At 62.5% G+C, this 16436-nt stretch carries 18 protein-coding genes; 8 read left to right on the top strand and 10 right to left on the bottom strand.

Features of this window, described 5'->3' with window-relative positions:
* Window positions 1–6 precede the first annotated feature (6 nt).
* A complete protein-coding gene (locus ACP15O_RS02365; RefSeq protein WP_425094428.1) occupies window positions 7–435 on the top strand; it encodes a VOC family protein in 429 nt (142 codons plus the stop codon).
* A gap of 20 nt (window positions 436–455) precedes the next feature.
* Here the strand turns inward: ACP15O_RS02365 and ACP15O_RS02360 are convergent, their stop codons facing one another.
* From ACP15O_RS02360 to ACP15O_RS02350, 3 genes are all read right to left on the bottom strand, one after another.
* Entirely contained in the window at window positions 456–953 is a 498-nt protein-coding gene (locus tag ACP15O_RS02360) for a MarR family winged helix-turn-helix transcriptional regulator (protein WP_425094427.1), read from the bottom strand.
* 92 nt (window positions 954–1045) lie between these two features.
* Window positions 1046–1312 carry a succinate dehydrogenase assembly factor 2 gene (locus ACP15O_RS02355; RefSeq protein WP_425094426.1) on the bottom strand — a complete coding sequence of 89 codons (267 nt, stop codon included), beginning with the start codon at window positions 1310–1312 and terminating at the stop codon, window positions 1046–1048.
* A complete protein-coding gene (locus ACP15O_RS02350) occupies window positions 1313–1714 on the bottom strand; it encodes a helix-turn-helix domain-containing protein (protein ID WP_425094425.1) in 402 nt (133 codons plus the stop codon).
* A 104-nt stretch (window positions 1715–1818) separates the two neighbouring features.
* On the opposite strand from ACP15O_RS02350, the gene ACP15O_RS02345 reads away from it, so the two are divergent.
* From ACP15O_RS02345 to ACP15O_RS02335, 3 genes are read left to right on the top strand one after another with little or no spacing between them, the layout of a single operon-like run.
* Complete coding sequence (locus ACP15O_RS02345; RefSeq protein ID WP_425094424.1) at window positions 1819–3021, top strand: pyridoxal phosphate-dependent aminotransferase; 1203 nt, start codon at window positions 1819–1821, stop codon at window positions 3019–3021.
* Window positions 3018–3386 (top strand): bleomycin resistance protein, encoded by a 369-nt coding sequence (locus tag ACP15O_RS02340; RefSeq protein WP_425094423.1) that lies wholly within the window; start codon window positions 3018–3020, stop codon window positions 3384–3386. The genes ACP15O_RS02345 and ACP15O_RS02340 overlap by 4 nt, the downstream gene beginning before the upstream one ends.
* 1 nt (window position 3387) lies before the next feature.
* A complete protein-coding gene (locus ACP15O_RS02335) occupies window positions 3388–3789 on the top strand; it encodes a hypothetical protein (RefSeq protein ID WP_425094422.1) in 402 nt (133 codons plus the stop codon).
* Here ACP15O_RS02335 and ACP15O_RS02330 read toward each other — a convergent pair.
* The 4 genes from ACP15O_RS02330 to ppk2 all read right to left on the bottom strand — a co-directional run bounded on the left by ACP15O_RS02330 (window position 3786) and on the right by ppk2 (window position 8004).
* The gene (locus ACP15O_RS02330) at window positions 3786–5156 is read right to left on the bottom strand and encodes an MATE family efflux transporter (protein ID WP_425094420.1); all 1371 of its coding nucleotides are present in this window, start codon (window positions 5154–5156) and stop codon (window positions 3786–3788) included. The genes ACP15O_RS02335 and ACP15O_RS02330 overlap by 4 nt on opposite strands.
* 71 nt (window positions 5157–5227) lie before the next feature.
* Window positions 5228–6223, bottom strand: a complete 996-nt coding sequence (locus ACP15O_RS02325) for a nickel/cobalt transporter (protein ID WP_425094419.1) — start codon at window positions 6221–6223, stop codon at window positions 5228–5230.
* Window positions 6223–6852, bottom strand: a complete 630-nt coding sequence (locus ACP15O_RS02320) for a DUF1007 family protein (RefSeq protein ID WP_425094418.1) — start codon at window positions 6850–6852, stop codon at window positions 6223–6225. The genes ACP15O_RS02325 and ACP15O_RS02320 overlap by 1 nt, the downstream gene beginning before the upstream one ends.
* A 156-nt stretch (window positions 6853–7008) precedes the next feature.
* Complete coding sequence (gene ppk2 / locus ACP15O_RS02315) at window positions 7009–8004, bottom strand: polyphosphate kinase 2 (RefSeq protein ID WP_425094417.1); 996 nt, start codon at window positions 8002–8004, stop codon at window positions 7009–7011.
* A 238-nt stretch (window positions 8005–8242) separates the two neighbouring features.
* Between ppk2 and ACP15O_RS02310 the strand changes: the two genes are divergently transcribed.
* Both ACP15O_RS02310 and ACP15O_RS02305 read left to right on the top strand, forming a co-directional pair.
* Complete coding sequence (locus ACP15O_RS02310) at window positions 8243–9124, top strand: alpha/beta fold hydrolase (protein ID WP_425094416.1); 882 nt, start codon at window positions 8243–8245, stop codon at window positions 9122–9124.
* A 53-nt stretch (window positions 9125–9177) separates the two neighbouring features.
* Window positions 9178–9657, top strand: a complete 480-nt coding sequence (locus ACP15O_RS02305) for a GNAT family N-acetyltransferase (protein ID WP_425094415.1) — start codon at window positions 9178–9180, stop codon at window positions 9655–9657.
* Here ACP15O_RS02305 and ACP15O_RS02300 read toward each other — a convergent pair.
* Both ACP15O_RS02300 and ACP15O_RS02295 read right to left on the bottom strand, forming a co-directional pair.
* Window positions 9654–10304 (bottom strand): dimethylsulfonioproprionate lyase family protein, encoded by a 651-nt coding sequence (locus ACP15O_RS02300; RefSeq protein ID WP_425094414.1) that lies wholly within the window; start codon window positions 10302–10304, stop codon window positions 9654–9656. The two genes, ACP15O_RS02305 and ACP15O_RS02300, sit on opposite strands and share 4 nt — an antisense overlap.
* A gap of 95 nt (window positions 10305–10399) precedes the next feature.
* Window positions 10400–11092, bottom strand: a complete 693-nt coding sequence (locus ACP15O_RS02295; RefSeq protein WP_425094413.1) for a redoxin domain-containing protein — start codon at window positions 11090–11092, stop codon at window positions 10400–10402.
* Window positions 11093–11318: 226 nt separating this feature from the next.
* Here ACP15O_RS02295 and parE point away from each other — a divergent pair, with 226 nt between their 5' ends.
* The gene (gene parE, locus ACP15O_RS02290) at window positions 11319–13274 is read left to right on the top strand and encodes a DNA topoisomerase IV subunit B (protein ID WP_425094412.1); all 1956 of its coding nucleotides are present in this window, start codon (window positions 11319–11321) and stop codon (window positions 13272–13274) included.
* Between the two features lie 2 nt (window positions 13275–13276).
* Here parE and ACP15O_RS02285 read toward each other — a convergent pair whose 3' ends face one another.
* Window positions 13277–13543, bottom strand: coding sequence for a hypothetical protein (locus ACP15O_RS02285; protein WP_425094411.1), 267 nt, complete (start codon window positions 13541–13543; stop codon window positions 13277–13279).
* Between the two features lie 650 nt (window positions 13544–14193).
* Between ACP15O_RS02285 and ACP15O_RS02280 the strand changes: the two genes are divergently transcribed.
* Window positions 14194–16407, top strand: a complete 2214-nt coding sequence (locus ACP15O_RS02280; RefSeq protein WP_425094410.1) for an NADP-dependent isocitrate dehydrogenase — start codon at window positions 14194–14196, stop codon at window positions 16405–16407.
* Window positions 16408–16436: the final 29 nt, after the last annotated feature.

The following is a 16436-nucleotide window of genomic DNA, read 5'->3' as shown; positions in this document are numbered from 1 at the left end:
CATCTTATGAAAATCCGCTATTTACACACCATGGTTCGTGTCAAAGATCTGGAGCGCAGCCTGGCCTTTTATAAGCTTCTGGGCCTTCAGGAAACCCGCCGGGTGGATCACGAAGCCGGCCGGTTCACCCTGGTCTTTCTGGCGCCCGATGGGCAAACGGACTGCCCGGTCGAGCTGACGTATAATTGGGACGGAGACGACAGCCTACCCGCAGACAGCCGCCATTTCGGTCATCTGGCCTATGGGGTCGAGGACATCTATGCCATGTGCCAGCATTTGCAGGACAATGGCGTGACAATCAACCGCCCCCCGCGCGATGGGCGGATGGCCTTTGTGCGCTCTCCCGATAATATTTCAATCGAGCTGTTGCAGATCGGCGCCCCGCTGCCCCCGGCCGAACCCTGGGCCAGTATGGACAACACCGGCCACTGGTGATTCCGCACCAAAGCGCGACCTTAGTAGATATAGCGAATCTGATCGGTCCAATAGCGTTCAACCCGGCGCAGGGCGGTGGTGATCTCTGCAATGCCGTCCGGGCCCAGAACGCCCTTGGATTCCAACCCGTCCGCATGACGCGAGAAAAGCTCGGCCACGACATCGCGAATTTCGCGCCCCTTGGGCGTCAGCCGCACCCGGACCGAGCGGCGGTCGATCTCGCAGCGTTGATGGTGCATATAGCCCATCTCGACCAGCTTTTTCAGGTTATAGCTGACATTGCTGCCCTGATAATAGCCGCGGCTTTTCAGTTCGCCCGCCGTCACCTCATTATCGCCGATGTTGAACAGCAGCAGCGCCTGAACCGAGTTGATTTCCAGCACGCCAACCCGCTCGAATTCATCCTTGATGACATCCAGCAATAATCGGTGCAGCCGTTCAACCAGCGCCAGCGCCTCCAGATAGGCCCCCATAAAGGCCGCGCGATCGCCGCTACTGATGGGATTATGTATACTCATCCTGATCTCCGTCCGAGAAACTTTCGAAAGAGACCCTGAAATACAATCCCGAATATTCAGTTAAATCGAACGGGGTATGCGTAAAATGCTAACTATTCCGCGCTGCCGATCAGAAGACAGATGTCGTGAATCAGCGCCTCGAACTGCGGTTTGGGCGGCATTTGCCCCGACACCCACTGATAGAGATCCTGATCGTTTTCCGACAACAGCGCGTCATATTCGGTCAGCTGGGCGTCGGACATGCCCGCCAGTTTCGCATCGGCATAGCGCACCAGGATGATGTCCATTTCCTTGATCCCGCGCCGCATCGAGCGCATCGCAAGACGTTTGAGCCGGTGTTCATGCGTTTCGGTGGTCATTCAGACGTCCTCGCCCTTCAGTTTGATCCGCAGTTGTTTTTCCAGCTTGCCCAAACGATCAGCCGCGCCGGTGATCTGAGTCTTCAGATCGCGGATTTCAATCAACAGATCGTTGATATCCGGGGAAATGGCCTGCTCGTCAACCGGAGCGTTCACGCCCTCGCCCTCGCCGCTCAGCAGCCAGCCGACGGAAACCCCCAGAACCCCCGCCATCATCGACAGTTTATTGGCGCGCGGCTCGGACAGATCGTATTCCCAATCCTTCAGCGTCCCGGTCTTGACCCCCAACCGCTTGGCCAGCTGTTTCTGGGTCATGCCCGCCTGATCGCGCGCCGCGGCCAGCCGGTCGCCCAGGGTGGCCGTATCGGGGCCGAACCAGTCGTCGTGCTCTTGCGGTGACATCTTGTTTCCTTTCCGCCGATCCGGCTTGATCGGCCTGCGCGCGCAACCTAGAACAGGCTGGCAAAGAACACAAACTGCCTGCATTCAACCCAATAGGTCCGCTGATGTCTTTTCTGTCTCAGACGCTTGCCCGCGTAAAACCCTCGCCCACTGTTGCCGTGTCGAACCTGGCCATGGAGCTGAAGGCCGCCGGGAAGGACGTGATCAGCCTGGGCGCGGGCGAGCCCGATTTCGACACGCCCGAAAACATCCGCGCCGCCGGGATTGCCGCGATCAACGAAGGCAAGACCCGCTATACCGCTGTCGATGGCATCCCCGAGCTGAAACAGGCGATCTGCGCCAAGCTCAAGCGCGATAACGATCTGGATTATACACCCAAACAGGTGACCGTTGGCACGGGCGGCAAGCAGGTGCTTTATAACGCGCTGATGGCCACGCTGAACCATGACGACGAGGTGATCATCCCCGCGCCCTATTGGGTCAGCTATCCCGATATGGTGCTGCTGGCCGGCGGCACCCCCGTGTTCATCGAGGCCACGCTGGAAAACCGTTTCAAGATCACGCCCGAACAGCTGGAGGCGGCGATCACCCGCAACACCAAGTGGTTCCTGTTCAACTCGCCCAGCAACCCCACCGGCGCGGGGTACACGCGGGCCGAGCTGAAGGCGCTGACCGATGTCTTGATGCGCCACCCGCATGTCTGGGTGCTGACGGATGATATGTACGAACACCTGGCCTATGACGATTTCGAATTCTGCACCCCTGCGCAGGTCGAACCCGCGCTTTATGACCGCACGCTGACCGTCAATGGCGTGTCCAAGGCCTATGCGATGACCGGCTGGCGTATCGGCTATGCCGCCGGGCCCGAACCGCTGATCACCGCGATCCGCAAGGTGCAGTCGCAAAGCACCTCGAACCCGTGCTCGATCAGCCAGTGGGCCGCGGTCGAGGCCTTGAACGGCCCGCAGGATTTCCTGGCCCCCAACAATGTGGTCTTTGCCCGGCGCCGCGATCTGGTGGTGTCCATGCTCAATGAAATCGAGGGCATCACCTGCCCCACGCCCGAAGGCGCGTTCTATGTCTATCCGTTCATTTCGGGGCTGATCGGGAAAACCACGCCGGGCGGCGTCACCATCACCAATGACGAGGTCTTCGCCACCCAGCTGCTGAACGACAAAGGCGTCGCGGTGGTGTTCGGCGCGGCCTTCGGGCTGTCGCCTGCATTCCGCATCAGCTATGCCACCTCGGACGCACAACTGACCGAGGCCTGCACCCGGATTCAGGACTTCTGCAAGGCGCTGACATGACCGGCAACCGCGTCACCGCGAACCTGCCTTCCTCGGATTTCACGGCCACGGCGGATTTCTATGCCAGGCTGGGCTTTGATGTGGCTTTTCGCAACGCAGGCTGGATGATCCTGAAACGCGGCGCGCTGGAGCTAGAGTTCTTCCCCCACCCCGAGCTAGACAAACGGACCAGCTGGTTCAGCGCCTGTATCCGGCTGGATGGCATCGACTCGATTCTGGCCGAATGGCAGACTGTTGGCCTGCCGGACGGGGAAACCGACATCCCCCGCCTGACGGGTGCCTTCCAGCTGCCGGACGCGCCGCGCATGTTCGCGCTGGTCGATCCCGATGGCTCTTTGCTGCGCGTATTAGAAAACGAGGACTGACATGAGCGATCTGCCCGAATATTTCTTTCGTATCCGCGATAACGGGGCCTTCGTGTTCCGCGTGGATGCAGAAAACCGCCAGCGCCGGATCGACATGGATCAGATCGCCACGGTCAACATCCGCAACGGAGACATCCGCCCCCAGGGCGACCGCGTGCTTTCGGACGCCGATACCAGGGCAATTCAGGACTGGATGGACGAGCGTCAGAAAACCCTGAACAAACGCGAGGTCGAGGACATCCTGCGCACCGTCGATCACCTGAACCAGACGGCGCATTGGGCGCAGTCGCGGGCCACGGATAAACAGCTGGACCGGGTCACCGATGCCTTGCTGCTGGCCATGCACGATCTGCGCGGAGTCCTTGTCCGGCGCAAGGCCGACCGGCTCAGCAAAAAGGACTAGACAGACGGGGGCCGAACCGCCAGCCGGGGCAGCGACTGGCCCCAGAACCGCGCCATCAGCAGCACCGCAGCCACGCACAACCCCAGCGCCAGGCCGATCCACACGCCCGGCCCCTGCCAGCCCAGCACAAAGCCCAGCCCATAGCTGACGGGCACGCCGATCACCCAATAGGCCACCGCCGCAATCACCATCGGGATACGTGTATCCTGCACCCCGCGCAGCAGCCCCAGCGCCATGACCTGCGCCGCATCGGCCAGCTGAAACACCGCCGCCGCCGCCAACAAGGGCACGCCCAGGTGGATCACCTCGGCCCGTTGCGGATCGCCGGGGGACAGGAACAGGCCCATCAGGGGCTCGGGCAGCAGCAGGAACCCGCCGATCGTCACCACCGCCACGCAAAGCGACATCAGCAGCACCGCCTGCGCCCCGCGCCTCAGCCCGGCAATATCTGCCCGCCCCATCGCGCGCCCCGCCCGCACCGTGGCCGCATTGGACAGGCCCAGATGCACCATGAACGTCAAAGAGGCAATCTGAAGCGCGATCCCATGCGCGGCCAGCGGGATTTCCCCCAGCCAGCCCATCATCGTCGAGGCCGCCGCGAACAGCCCCACCTCGGCCAGGTTGGTGATGCCGATAGGCCAGCCCAGACGGAACACCTTGCCGAAGGCCTCCCAATCGGGGCGCCAGAAGCGCTGAAACAGTTGATGCTGCGCCGTGGCCACCGCCGCATAGATCGCCAGCAACACAAAAGACATCATCTGCACCGCAACCGAGGCAATCGCCGCCCCGGCTATCCCCAGCTCGGGCGCGCCCCATTTGCCGAAAATCAGCGCATAGTTGATCACCGCATTGACCGGCATCGCCCCCAGCGTCACCCACAGCACGATCCGCGTGCGTTCCTGCGCGGCCAGATAGGATTTCAGCACCATCACCATCAGCGCCGGAAACACGCCCCAGCCCGCGATCACCAGATACTCGGCCCCCAGGGCGGACATCAGCGGGGTCTGGCCCAGCAGCAGCAGGACCGGCTCGGACCAGATCATCAGCGGCATCACCGCGACGCCGAACAGCAGCGAAATCCACATGGACATGCGGGCAAAGCGGCGCACCTGGGTGTGATTGCCCGCTGCCTCGGCCTCGGCCACCATGGGCATGACCGCCCAGGCAAACCCCGAGCCCATGATGAACAGCACGAAAAACAGCGTGCTGCCCAGCACCTGCGCGGCCAAAGCCTCGACATCGTACCAGCCCAGCATCACCGCATCTATCAGCGAAATGCCAAACTGCGCCACATGGCTGCCGACCAGCGGCAGACCCAGCACCAGAATGGCGCGCACATGTTGGCGAAAGCTCAGGGTGGTCGTCATGTGTCTGGCCTATCGCTGGCCGCAAGGCGTGGCAAGCCGCGCGCGGTGGACACCGGAATACTACGGTAGCGCTAAAGCGCCAGCAGCATCAGTTGCAAAGACAGCGCCACCACCAGCGCCCCGGCAATCAGTTCAAGCAGCGGCATCCCATAGCGCAGAATCGCCGGCGCATCGGCACTGGCCAGGCTGCTTTCGCGGAACACCGTCGCCAGAACGGCCACCGCCACCGTCACCGAGGCCGTCCCCAGACCCATCGCAAAGGCCCCCGCAATGCCGACCCATTCCAGCCCCATCCGCCAGGTCAGAATCAGCAGGAACAGCGCCCCGGTGCAGGGCCGCACCGCAACCGAGCCGACAAGGATCAGCGCCTCGCGCAGGCTGTGCACATTGGCCGCCTCTTCGGCCGAGGGGCCGTGTTTATGCCCGCAGCCGCAGGTTTCATCATGGACGTGATCATGCGCGTGATCGTGGGCGTGATCGTGAGGGTGATGATGGGCGTGATCGTGGGCGTGATCGTGAGGGTGATGATGGGCGTGATCGTGCTCATGCGGGTGATCATCCCGCGCCGCCCCGCGCATCGCCCACAGCCGCCGCGCGCCGCGGATCAGCAGCCACAGCCCGATCAGCGCAATCAGCCCATAGCTGACGGGGGCCAGAATGCGCTCGGCCGTGTCCACCATCTGCTGACGGGTCCAGTTCAGCACAAAGACCCCCGCATAGACCATCCCCACCGCCGTCGCCGCCTGCGCCAGCGACGAGGCCACCGCCAGCCCCGACAGCCGCAGCACCGGGATGCGGCGGCCCAGCCCGTAGCCTCCGATCAGGACTTTGCCATGCCCCGGCCCCGCCGCGTGAAAGAACCCATAGGCAAAGCTCAGCCCCCACAGCGTCCACAGCGCCGCAGGATCGCCGCCCTTCAGCCGCCGCAGCATCCCGGCCATGGCGTTCTGCATCTCGCGCTGGCCCTGCGCGGCCCAGCGTTCGACGCTGACCATCCCGCCCAGCGGCCACAGCCACAGCGCCAGCGCCGCCATGCCCGCCACCGCCAGAAGCGGCAGAAAATTCATCAGTTTTCTGGACATGTCACCGTGAACGTATCTGCAAACGAGGCCCCAACCGCCGGATAATCATCCTCGGCATAGGCTTTTTCGGACATCTTTTTTTCGACCTCGGCATAGGCCGCATCCAGATCGGCCGTCAGACCGCGCACCAGGCAGCCTTCGGGGGCCAGCACGCCGCCTTTCAGGTCATAGGCCGTGTAGAAATACGGATCATACGCCTGAATTTGCACCTGCTCTGCGGGCTGTTCCAGGGTGCGCCGGTGCAGCGTGGTGATTTTGCCGTCCGCGAAACGGGTCTGCAAGGGCTCGGGCGGGTTCAGAGCCAGCTCGGCCCCCGCTGCATGGACATAAAGATCCCCCTCAAACCCCGGATCCCAGTTCATGTCGAACCCGTCCAGACGGGCCTGCTCTGCCGCTGTCAGCACCCCATCGTAATCCCCGTCCAGTTGCATATCCTCAAGCACCAGAAGCGAGAACAGCTCATCATAGACCCAGGTGACCTCGATCGCGAAGACGCGGCCCCGATCGTCGGTCAGCACCTTCAATGTGGTGTCCACAAACACATGCGGATGCGCCCAGACGGGCACGGGAAGGGCCAGACAGGCCGCAAGGGAAAAGGCGCGCAAAATTTTCATGCCACAGTCCTAGCCCAGCCATTGCGGCGTGAAAACCCGGCAAACGCCCGCTTTGCGCCCACCGGCCAAACCCCGCCAAAACCAGACCGCCGCCCCAGGAATGAGACGGCGGCCTTTGGCTGGCCCCACGCAAACGGGGCTGGCTGGGAAATCCGCTTAGCTGCGCGGCTTGCGCATATCGGGATGCAGGGCGCTGCCCAGAATGTGATCCGAGCGGTGGATCACATGGTTGGCCCCGCCCACGATCAGCGGATCGGGCCCGCAGGCCACGGACAGATCCTTGCCCGGATAATCCAGAGTTGACAGGAAATGCAGCATACAGTTCAGGCGCGCGCGCTTCTTGTCATTCGACTTGACCACGATCCAGGGCGCATCGGCGGTATCGGTATAGAAGAACATCGCCTCTTTGGCCTCGGTATAGTCGTCCCATTTGTCCAGGGATGCCTTGTCAATCGGCGACAGTTTCCACTGTTTCAGCGGGTCGGTCTCGCGCGATTTGAAGCGGCGCAACTGTTCCTCGCGGGTGACCGAGAACCAGTATTTGTAGAACCGGATCCCCGAGCGCACCAGCATCCGTTCCAGATCGGGGGTCTGGCGCATGAATTCCAGATAATCGTTCGGCTCGCAGAAGCCCATCACACGTTCCACACCCGCGCGATTGTACCACGAACGGTCATAGAGCACGATCTCGCCCTCGGTCGGCAGGTGGTCGATATAGCGCTGGAAATACCACTGGCCGCGCTCTTCGTCGGTGGGTTTGTTCAGCGCCACAACGCGCGCATTCCGGGGGTTCAGGTGCTCGGTAAAGCGTTTGATCGTGCCGCCCTTCCCGGCTGCATCGCGCCCCTCGAACAGCAGCACGAATTTCTGGCCCGTTTCCTGCGCCCACAGCTGCACCTTCAGCAGTTCGGCCTGCAATTTGGCCTTCTGAATCTCGTAATCCCTGCGCGACATTTTCTTCTGATAGGGGTACTCGCCCGTTTCAAAGGCACGGCGCACGTCAGCCGGAGTGGGCTGCGCGGGATTGACCGGAGTTTCGGCGGTCTGGCTCGGGGCCTGAGCCTGAGCCTGGGCCGCGCTGGCGGCAGCGGCAGGTTTCTTGGCCGGAGTGGAAACAGAATTGGCCTTCGCGGCGGTGGGCGTCACGGTCATGCGTTTCTCCTTTGGTGATACGCGCGGAGGTATACACGCCGATTTCCCAAGCTTCTTTGATGGACATCAAGAACCCGGTGCATTTCCCGGCCTTGACGTCGGGATACCCCCCCTTTTCCGGCGTCACAGGCACGGCCGTCCCCGCCGCCCGCACGCGGGCTGCGAATCGTGACGCTGCGGGCGGCTTTGAAGCGGCAGGCCGCACTGCTAGGCTGCCCACAGGGACAGGAGGACACATATGCACAGCCATCACATAGAGCTGAACGGGCGGTCGTTTCATTATCTGGAATGGGGCCATGCGGGCAGGCCCGTTCTGTTGTTTCTGCACGGGTTTCCCGAATACGCAGGCGCCTGGGCCGAACTGGCCGGGCGTCTGGCCCCACAGTTTCACTGTATCGCGCCGGATCAGCGCGGGTATGGCCAAAGCTGGGCCCCGCCCCAGGTCTCGGCCTATCGAAGCTCTGAGCTGGTGGGGGATATGACCGCCCTGATCGCCCATCTGGGGGGCGGGCCGGTCACGGTGATCGGGCATGACTGGGGCTCGGCCGTGGCCTATGGGCTGGCGATGTTCCAGCCGCATCTGGTGGACCGGCTGATCGTGATGAACGGCGTCCACCCCGGCCCGTTCCAGCGCGCCATGGCCGCCGGAGGCGCACAGACGCTGGCCTCGCAATACATGCACACGTTGAAACGCGACGGGGCCGAGGACCGGCTGTCCGCGCAGGATTACGGCCACCTACTGAGCGTCTTTTCAGCCAAGATGGACATGTCCTGGCTGACCGGAGACAAGCTGGCCGCCTACAAGACCGAATGGGCCCGCCCCGGTCGGCTGCGCGGGATGCTGAACTGGTATCGGGCCTCTCCGCTGAAACTGGGCGCGCCGGGGCAGCCCATAAAGGCCCCCGCCTATCCTACGGACAAGTTCCAGGTGCCCATGCCGCATCTGCTGATCTGGGGAATGCAGGACACCGCGCTGCTGCCCGAAGCCACCCAGGGGCTGGAATCCTGGTGCCCCGATCTGACCCGCGTTCAGGTGCCCGATGCCGATCACTGGCTGGCCCATCAGCAGCCCGGCACTGTGGCCGAAATCATCCGGACCTGGCTGGACACGCGAACGTGACTGGCCTTTGACCGCGCCGCAGGGCCAATGAGAGGAAAACAGCCTGTGACCCGATGCCCGAGACCTATGACTTTGCCCGCCTGACCCAGGTTCCCCCCCAGACACTGGTGCAGCAGATGAATGACCCCCGCGTGCGGGTACATTTGCCGCTGCTGTCCGGGCTATGGGATCACGCCGACGCGCGGGCCTTTGTCGCCGCAAAAGAGACCCGCTGGCAACGCGACGGGCTGGGACACTGGGCGATTTACAAGGGGCGCGACTATGTTGGCTGGGGCGGGTTCCAAAAAGAGGGCAGCGCGTGGGACTTCGGCCTGGTCCTGCGGGCCGCGCATTTCGGTGCCGGGATGGCGATCACGCGGCAGGCCCTGAGTTTTGCGCGCCAGCATCCGCAGATCCCCTATGTGACCTTTCTGCTGCCCCCCTCGCGGCGGCATCTGCGCGGGCTGGCGCGGCTGGGCGCAACGCCGCTGGGGCCCGTCACTTTCGAAGGTCAGCGCTTTGAGAAATTCCGGACCGAGACCTTGCCTGCCTAGCGCGGCCTGCCCAGAACCATCTTATTGCCCAGCAACACCTCGGGCGCTCCCACCCAGGCATAGGCCAGCAGCGCCGGCTCCAGATCGGACACGGTGATCCGATGCGCGTGCCCCGGCGGATTATAGATGGACGACCCCGGCGCATAGACCCCGTAATCGTTCTCCGATACCGAGCCGGACAGGCAGATATAGCTTTCGGTGATGCCCGGATGGGCATGGGCCGGATAGGTGCAGCCGGGCGCAAACAGCACCAGCCCCAAAATCACGTCCGCAGACGGCACCGGCCCGTTCGGCCCGGCAATCTCGGCATAGCCATAGGACCGCGCCAGCCCCCTGGGCACCCGATCATAGCCATATTCCCAATGCAGATTGCCGCGCACCGCATCCAGCGCCCGCGCAACCGGAGCCAGCGCGGCCGTGCGCCCTTCGTCCAGCGCGCGGCGCAGATGCGCGGTGACCGGCAATTGCGCCGGGCGGGACTCGCGCAGCACCGGATTGGATTTCATCAACCGGCTGATCGCCTCGCGGACCTGTTTTTGATGGCTGCGGATCGCCCTGGATCCGCCCGCAGGCAAAAAGCGGTACATCTCATAATATTCCCGCAGCAGATACAGCCAGTCGGGCTGGTCCTTTACCCTGTTTTCCATTGCGCGCCTCCTCGGGGGTAGCGTGGCGCGCGCCCTGCCCCCGGTCCCGCCTGAAAACGACACCGAAACGGCGGTTTTGACCGGCCTGACGGGTGTTACTCTTTGATATGCGCCACCAGCAGGTAATCGCTGACCTTGCTCCAGTCATCGCCGAAAACGCGCTGCATTTCGGCAGCGTCCACCCCCTTGGGCGCGACCAGATCCTCGCCCGGATGCCAATCGGCGGGGATCGCCAGACCCGAGTAATCCGCATCCTTCAGCCCCTCCAGACAGCGCAGGATTTCGGAGGTCGAGCGGCCCATCCGTGCCGGATACGCGGCGAACATGCGCAGCTGGTTTGCCCCGTCCACGATCATGCTGGGACGCGAGGTCAGATAGGCCCCCTCGGCCAGCCCCAGATGGCGCAGCACATCGCCCCCCTGATCCGCCGCAACGGGAAAGGGAATATCCAGCCCAAACACCTTTTCCAGATCCAGCACCCATTCCAGCGTTTCCTTCAGCGGCGCGGGCGTGATTCCCATCACCTTGACCCCCAGCGCCTGAAACGCGGCGCTTTGCCCGGCAAAGGCGATCAATTCGGTGGAACAGACCGAGGCAAAGGTTGACGGAAACGCAAAGACATAGGCCCAGCTGCCAGAGGCCCATGGGCGAAAGTTCAATGTTCCGCGTGTTGTTTCCACCCGGAAATCAGGCACTTGCGCGCCCAGCTGCGGGCTCCAGCGCGGGGTGGGTTTCCGAGGAACCACAGGTTTGACTGCGGCTTTTTTCGGCGCATTCGGATCGGACATGAATTAACCTCTGAAAAACGGTTCACCAATACTTTCGCGCGACAGGGGGTATTCTAGCACAGTTTGGGTCAAAATTATGGCCCGATTTTCTACCCTGGGGGATTTCAGGACATGCCCACTCCCTCATATCTTGCATTGCCCGCCTTCCGAAAGAACGGAATGGGCTTTTCGCGGGGGCTGCGCTTGACTATGATCCTGTCCCAATCAGAACCAAAAAGAGCAGCCGATGACCGACCTCATTGATGGCACCCAGCCCGAGACCTATGACGCCTCCTCGATTGAGGTGCTGGAGGGGCTGGAGCCCGTGCGCAAACGCCCCGGCATGTATATCGGCGGCACGGATGAACGCGCGCTGCACCATATGGTGGCGGAAATTCTGGACAACTCGATGGACGAGGCCGTCGCCGGTCACGCCACACGGATCGAGGTGGAACTGCACGCAGATTACAGCCTGACCGTCCGCGACAACGGCCGCGGCATCCCGATTGATCCGCACCCCAAATTCCCCGGCAAATCCGCGCTAGAGGTGATCCTGTGCACCCTGCACGCGGGCGGCAAATTCAGCGGCAAGGCCTATCAGACCTCGGGCGGTCTGCACGGGGTTGGCGCGTCCGTCGTGAACGCGCTGTCGGATTCCATGGTCGTGCAGGTGGCGCGCAACAAGGAACTCTATGAACAGCGCTTCAGCCGCGGGCTGCCGCTGGGCCCCGTCGAAAAGGTGGGCGCCGCCCCCAACCGGCGCGGCACCACTGTCACCTTCCATGCGGATGACCAGATTTTCGGCTCGCATCGCTTCAAACCCGCCCGGCTGTTCAAATCCATCCGGTCCAAGGCCTATCTGTTCTCGGGCGTCGAAATCCGCTGGAAAACCGCGATTGACGATAAGGAAACCCCGCTTGAGGCGAGCTTTCATTTCCCCGGCGGGCTGTCCGATTATCTGAACGAAACGCTGAACGGCACCACCACCTACGCCGATCAGCCCTTTGGCGGCACGGTCGATTTCACCGAAAAATTCGGCACGCCGGGCAAGGTGGAATGGGCGATCAACTGGACGCCCTCACGCGATGGGTTCATTCAGTCCTACTGTAACACCGTCCCCACCCCCGAAGGCGGCACCCACGAGGCCGGTTTCTGGGCCGCGATCCTGAAAGGCATCCGCGCCTACGGCGAGCTGGTGGGCAACAAGAAGGCCACCCAGATCACCCGCGACGATCTGACAACAGGCGGCTGCGCGCTGGTCAGCTGTTTCATCCGCGAGCCCGAATTCGTCGGCCAGACCAAAGACCGCCTGGCCACGGTCGAGGCGCAGCGGCTGGTGGAAAACTCGGTCCGCGATCATTTCGACAACTGGCTGGCCGCCGACACGAAATCCGCGGGTGCCATTCTGGATTTCCTGGTTCTGCGGGCCGAGGAACGCCTGCGCCGCAAACAGGAAAAGGAAACCGCACGCAAAACCGCCACCAAGAAGCTGCGCCTGCCCGGCAAGCTGGTGGATTGCTCGGCCACGAACCGCGACGGCACCGAACTGTTCATCGTCGAGGGCGACAGCGCCGGCGGCAGCGCCAAAATGGCGCGCAATCGGAAAAATCAGGCCCTGCTGCCCCTGCGCGGCAAAATCCTGAACGTGCTGGGCGCGGCCAGCTCGAAACTGGGCTCGAACCAGGAAATCAACGATCTGACGCAGGCTTTGGGCGTCGGGCTGGGCACGAAATTCAACGTCGATGACCTGCGCTACGATAAGGTCATCATCATGACCGACGCGGATGTGGACGGCGCGCATATCGCGGCGCTCTTGATGACGTTCTTCTTCACCCAGATGCGCCCGATGATTGATCACGGCCACCTGTACCTGGCCTGCCCGCCGCTGTTCCGCCTGACCCAAGGCGCGCGCCGCGTCTACTGCCTGGATGAGGCCGAGCGCGACGAATGGCTGGCCAAGGGCCTGGGCGGTAAAGGCAAAATCGACGTCTCGCGCTTCAAGGGCCTGGGCGAAATGGACGCCAAGGACCTGAAAGAAACCACGATGGATCCGGGCTCGCGCAAGCTGATTCGCGTGACAATCGACGAGGACGAACCCGGCGAAACCGGCGATCTGGTCGAACGGCTGATGGGCAAGAAACCCGAATTGCGGTTCCAGTACATCCAGGAAAACGCAAGGTTCGTGGAGGAACTGGATGTGTAGGGCTAACCGGTGACGTTATTGTCCCGAAGGGTCCATTGTTTGGTGCGTTCATCCTGCTGAACAACCCCTTCGGCCTCCAACATTGCCAAGAGAGTCCGCGAAATATGGCCTTCATGTTCGATATGTCCTGAATAGATCCCAAGACTCCTGCCGATTTCCGAGTTCTTCAGGCCACCCTCAGGAGCAAGCTCTAATACGGTTCGGACCAGAGATTTCAGAGTTGCAATGGCTTGCTGCGCTTCTGAATAGGCTTTATTTAGAGTGCCCATATCGTTCCCTCTGTGATTGAAGCAAACATCCAAAAATCACTCTAGACCCACATCTCCCCCAAGGCAAACACCGCTTCAAGTGGAAAAAGGGCAGGAATTCCATACCCTTCAATTCCTTACAGGTCTGGAATCCCAGACTGTCGGGCGCTTATGCGAAAGGATAGTGTGCTTTCATCAACCTAAGTTATTCGATGAGAACACACATGCGTTTCACCACCATCATTGTTGGATGGGCCTTGGCCGTGACGGCGATTTCGGCCATTGCGGCGGGGTCGGATGCGGCCTCGGATCCTGTGGCGGCGCCGGCGATCATGCGGCACTGACGGCAGGGCATCGGCCCGCTATGGCCAAGCCCGCGCCGGTGGGGCCAGCGATTTTCAGCACCCTTTGCAACACCACATTTTCAGCACCATCAGGGCAGAGCTTCGGCTCTGTCCTTTTTTATTGGCTCGTCCACGCGGCGGGCCTGCGTCACTCTTCCACGTCGAAATCCCCGCCGAAATCTTATTGGCGAATTGATCTTTGGCGGCTGTTCCTCTATGGGAAACGTGGAACACCTCGCCTGCGCATCCGCTGCGGGCTGACCTTAGGGATGCGGCGCTGCCGCCCTGGCTCACATCTTAGCTACCAAAAGAAAGAAAGGTAGAAAAATGGCTGAAAATTCGACCGCCGATATTTTGTATACCATTGTAGACGAAGCGCCCGAGCTGGCCTCGGCCTCGTTCCTGCCCATCATCCGCAAGTTCGCTTCGGCGGCGGGTGTCAGCGTGGGAACCAAGGACATTTCGCTGGCCGCGCGGATCCTGGCCGCCTTCCCCGAAAACCTGACCGACGCGCAGAAACAATCGGACGATCTGGCCGAACTGGGCAAGCTGGTCAAAACCCCCGATGCCAATGTGATCAAGCTGCCGAATATCTCGGCCTCGGTGCCGCAGCTGGTGGCCGCCGTGAAGGAACTGCAAGCGCAGGGCTATGACATCCCCGACTATCCCGAAGCCCCCAGCACCGACGCTGAAAAAGCTGTCCGCGCGCGTTTCGATGCAATCAAAGGCTCGGCCGTGAACCCGGTCCTGCGCGAGGGCAACTCGGATCGCCGCGCCGCCAAGGCCGTGAAAAACTATGCCCAGTCGAACCCGCACCGCATGGGCGTTTGGGAAAAAACCTCGAAGACCCACGTGTCCTCGATGCCTGGCAATGATTTCTATGCCAACGAAGTGTCGGCCACCATCACCGAGGCGCAGGCCGGGGATGCGAAGATCGAATTCGTCGCCAAGGACGGCACCGTCACCGTTCTGAAAGACGGCTGGCCGCTGGAGGCCGGCACCGTCGCCGACGCCACCTTCATGTCCGCCAAGGCGCTGGCCGCCTTCCTGGCCGAGGAAATCGAGAACACCAAGGCCGACGGCATCCTGTTCTCGCTGCATATGAAAGCCACGATGATGAAGGTCTCGGACCCGATCATCTTTGGCCACGCCGTAAAGGCCTGGCTGGCCCCGGTGTTTGAAAAATTCGGCGCTGAACTGGAGGCGCTGGGTGTGAACCCCAATTCCGGCCTGGCCGACGTTCTGGCCCGCGTGGCAGACAATGCCGACATCATGGCCGCCATCGAGGACGTCACCGCCACCCGTCCGCCGATGTATATGGTGAACTCGGACAAGGGCATCACCAACCTGCACGTGCCCTCGGATGTGATCATCGACGCCTCGATGCCCGCGCTGATCCGCGCAGGCGGCAAGGGCTGGGGCCCCGATGGCAAAGAGGCCGACACCAACTGTGTCATCCCCGACAACTGCTATGCCCCCGTCTATGACGAAGCGATCAACTTCTTCAAAGCCAACGGCGCGCTGAACCCGGCCACCGCCGGCACCGTGCAGAACCTGGGCCTGATGGCGCAGAAAGCCGAGGAATACGGCTCGCACCCGACCACCTTCCAGGCGCCTGCCGATGGCACCATCCGCATCGTGCTGGCCAATGGCGAGACCCTGCACAGCCACGACGTGGAAGAGGGCGACATCTGGCGTTCGTGCACCGCGAAAAAGGCCCCGATCGAGAACTGGATTCAGCTGGCCATCGACCGTCAGCGCATCACCGGCTATCGCTCGATCTTCTGGCTGGACGCCAACCGCGGCCACGACGCGCAACTGATCGCATATGTCAAACCCGCGCTGGAAGCGGCCGGTGTTGCCGACAAATTCGAGATCATGGCCCCGCGCGAAGCCACCCGCGCCTCGCTGGAGGTGATCACCGCAGGCGACAACACCATCGCCATCACCGGCAACGTGCTGCGCGACTATCTGACCGACCTGTTCCCGATCCTGGAGCTGGGCACCTCGGCCAAGATGCTGTCGATCGTGGGCCTGATGCAGGGCGGCGGTCTGTTCGAAACCGGTGCGGGCGGCTCGGCCCCCAAACACGTCGAACAGCTGGTCGATGAAAACCACCTGCGCTGGGACTCGATGGGTGAGTTCTGTGCCCTGGGCGAGTCGCTGAACTTCCTGGCCGACGCCAAGGGCAACGCCAAGGCCGGCGTTCTGGGCCGCGCCGCCGAGGCCGCCACGCAGGGCATTCTGGATCACAACCGCTCGCCCGAGCGCAAAGTGGGCCAGCCCGACAACCGTGACAGCCACTACTGGTTTGCGCGCTACTGGGCCGAGGCCCTGGCCGCGCAATCCGATGACGCCGATCTGGCCGCTGAATTCGCGCCCATCGCGGCGGCGCTGGCGGACGGCGAAGAGGCCATCCTGGCCGAAATCGCAGCCGTTCAGGGCAAGCCCGCCGACATCGGTGGCTATTTCAAACCGTCGGTCGAGAAGAAGGCCGCAATCATGCGTCCCTCGGCCACGCTGAACGCCATCATCGGCTAAACCCGGCCCGAAGATCACCGAAACGCCCG

Source organism: Youngimonas ophiurae (nom. illeg.), assembly GCF_049803795.1.
GTDB lineage: Bacteria > Pseudomonadota > Alphaproteobacteria > Rhodobacterales > Rhodobacteraceae > Thalassobius.
The sequence above is the reverse complement of the archived record's forward strand: the minus strand, read 5'-3'. Positions and strand labels throughout refer to the sequence as shown.

Coding starts and splice junctions, on each gene's coding strand:
- ACP15O_RS02320 (WP_425094418.1), bottom strand. CDS start 6,852: ATGAAAATTTTGCGCGCCTTTTCCCTTGCGGCCTGTCTGGCCCTTCCC.
- ACP15O_RS02335 (WP_425094422.1), top strand. CDS start 3,388: ATGAGCGATCTGCCCGAATATTTCTTTCGTATCCGCGATAACGGGGCC.
- ACP15O_RS02325 (WP_425094419.1), bottom strand. CDS start 6,223: ATGAATTTTCTGCCGCTTCTGGCGGTGGCGGGCATGGCGGCGCTGGCG.
- ACP15O_RS02355 (WP_425094426.1), bottom strand. CDS start 1,312: ATGACCACCGAAACGCATGAACACCGGCTCAAACGTCTTGCGATGCGC.
- ACP15O_RS02300 (WP_425094414.1), bottom strand. CDS start 10,304: ATGGAAAACAGGGTAAAGGACCAGCCCGACTGGCTGTATCTGCTGCGG.
- parE (WP_425094412.1), top strand. CDS start 11,319: ATGACCGACCTCATTGATGGCACCCAGCCCGAGACCTATGACGCCTCC.
- ACP15O_RS02345 (WP_425094424.1), top strand. CDS start 1,819: ATGTCTTTTCTGTCTCAGACGCTTGCCCGCGTAAAACCCTCGCCCACT.
- ACP15O_RS02295 (WP_425094413.1), bottom strand. CDS start 11,092: ATGTCCGATCCGAATGCGCCGAAAAAAGCCGCAGTCAAACCTGTGGTT.
- ACP15O_RS02330 (WP_425094420.1), bottom strand. CDS start 5,156: ATGACGACCACCCTGAGCTTTCGCCAACATGTGCGCGCCATTCTGGTG.
- ACP15O_RS02350 (WP_425094425.1), bottom strand. CDS start 1,714: ATGTCACCGCAAGAGCACGACGACTGGTTCGGCCCCGATACGGCCACC.
- ACP15O_RS02365 (WP_425094428.1), top strand. CDS start 7: ATGAAAATCCGCTATTTACACACCATGGTTCGTGTCAAAGATCTGGAG.
- ACP15O_RS02360 (WP_425094427.1), bottom strand. CDS start 953: ATGAGTATACATAATCCCATCAGTAGCGGCGATCGCGCGGCCTTTATG.
- ACP15O_RS02310 (WP_425094416.1), top strand. CDS start 8,243: ATGCACAGCCATCACATAGAGCTGAACGGGCGGTCGTTTCATTATCTG.
- ppk2 (WP_425094417.1), bottom strand. CDS start 8,004: ATGACCGTGACGCCCACCGCCGCGAAGGCCAATTCTGTTTCCACTCCG.
- ACP15O_RS02280 (WP_425094410.1), top strand. CDS start 14,194: ATGGCTGAAAATTCGACCGCCGATATTTTGTATACCATTGTAGACGAA.
- ACP15O_RS02305 (WP_425094415.1), top strand. CDS start 9,178: ATGCCCGAGACCTATGACTTTGCCCGCCTGACCCAGGTTCCCCCCCAG.
- ACP15O_RS02340 (WP_425094423.1), top strand. CDS start 3,018: ATGACCGGCAACCGCGTCACCGCGAACCTGCCTTCCTCGGATTTCACG.
- ACP15O_RS02285 (WP_425094411.1), bottom strand. CDS start 13,543: ATGGGCACTCTAAATAAAGCCTATTCAGAAGCGCAGCAAGCCATTGCA.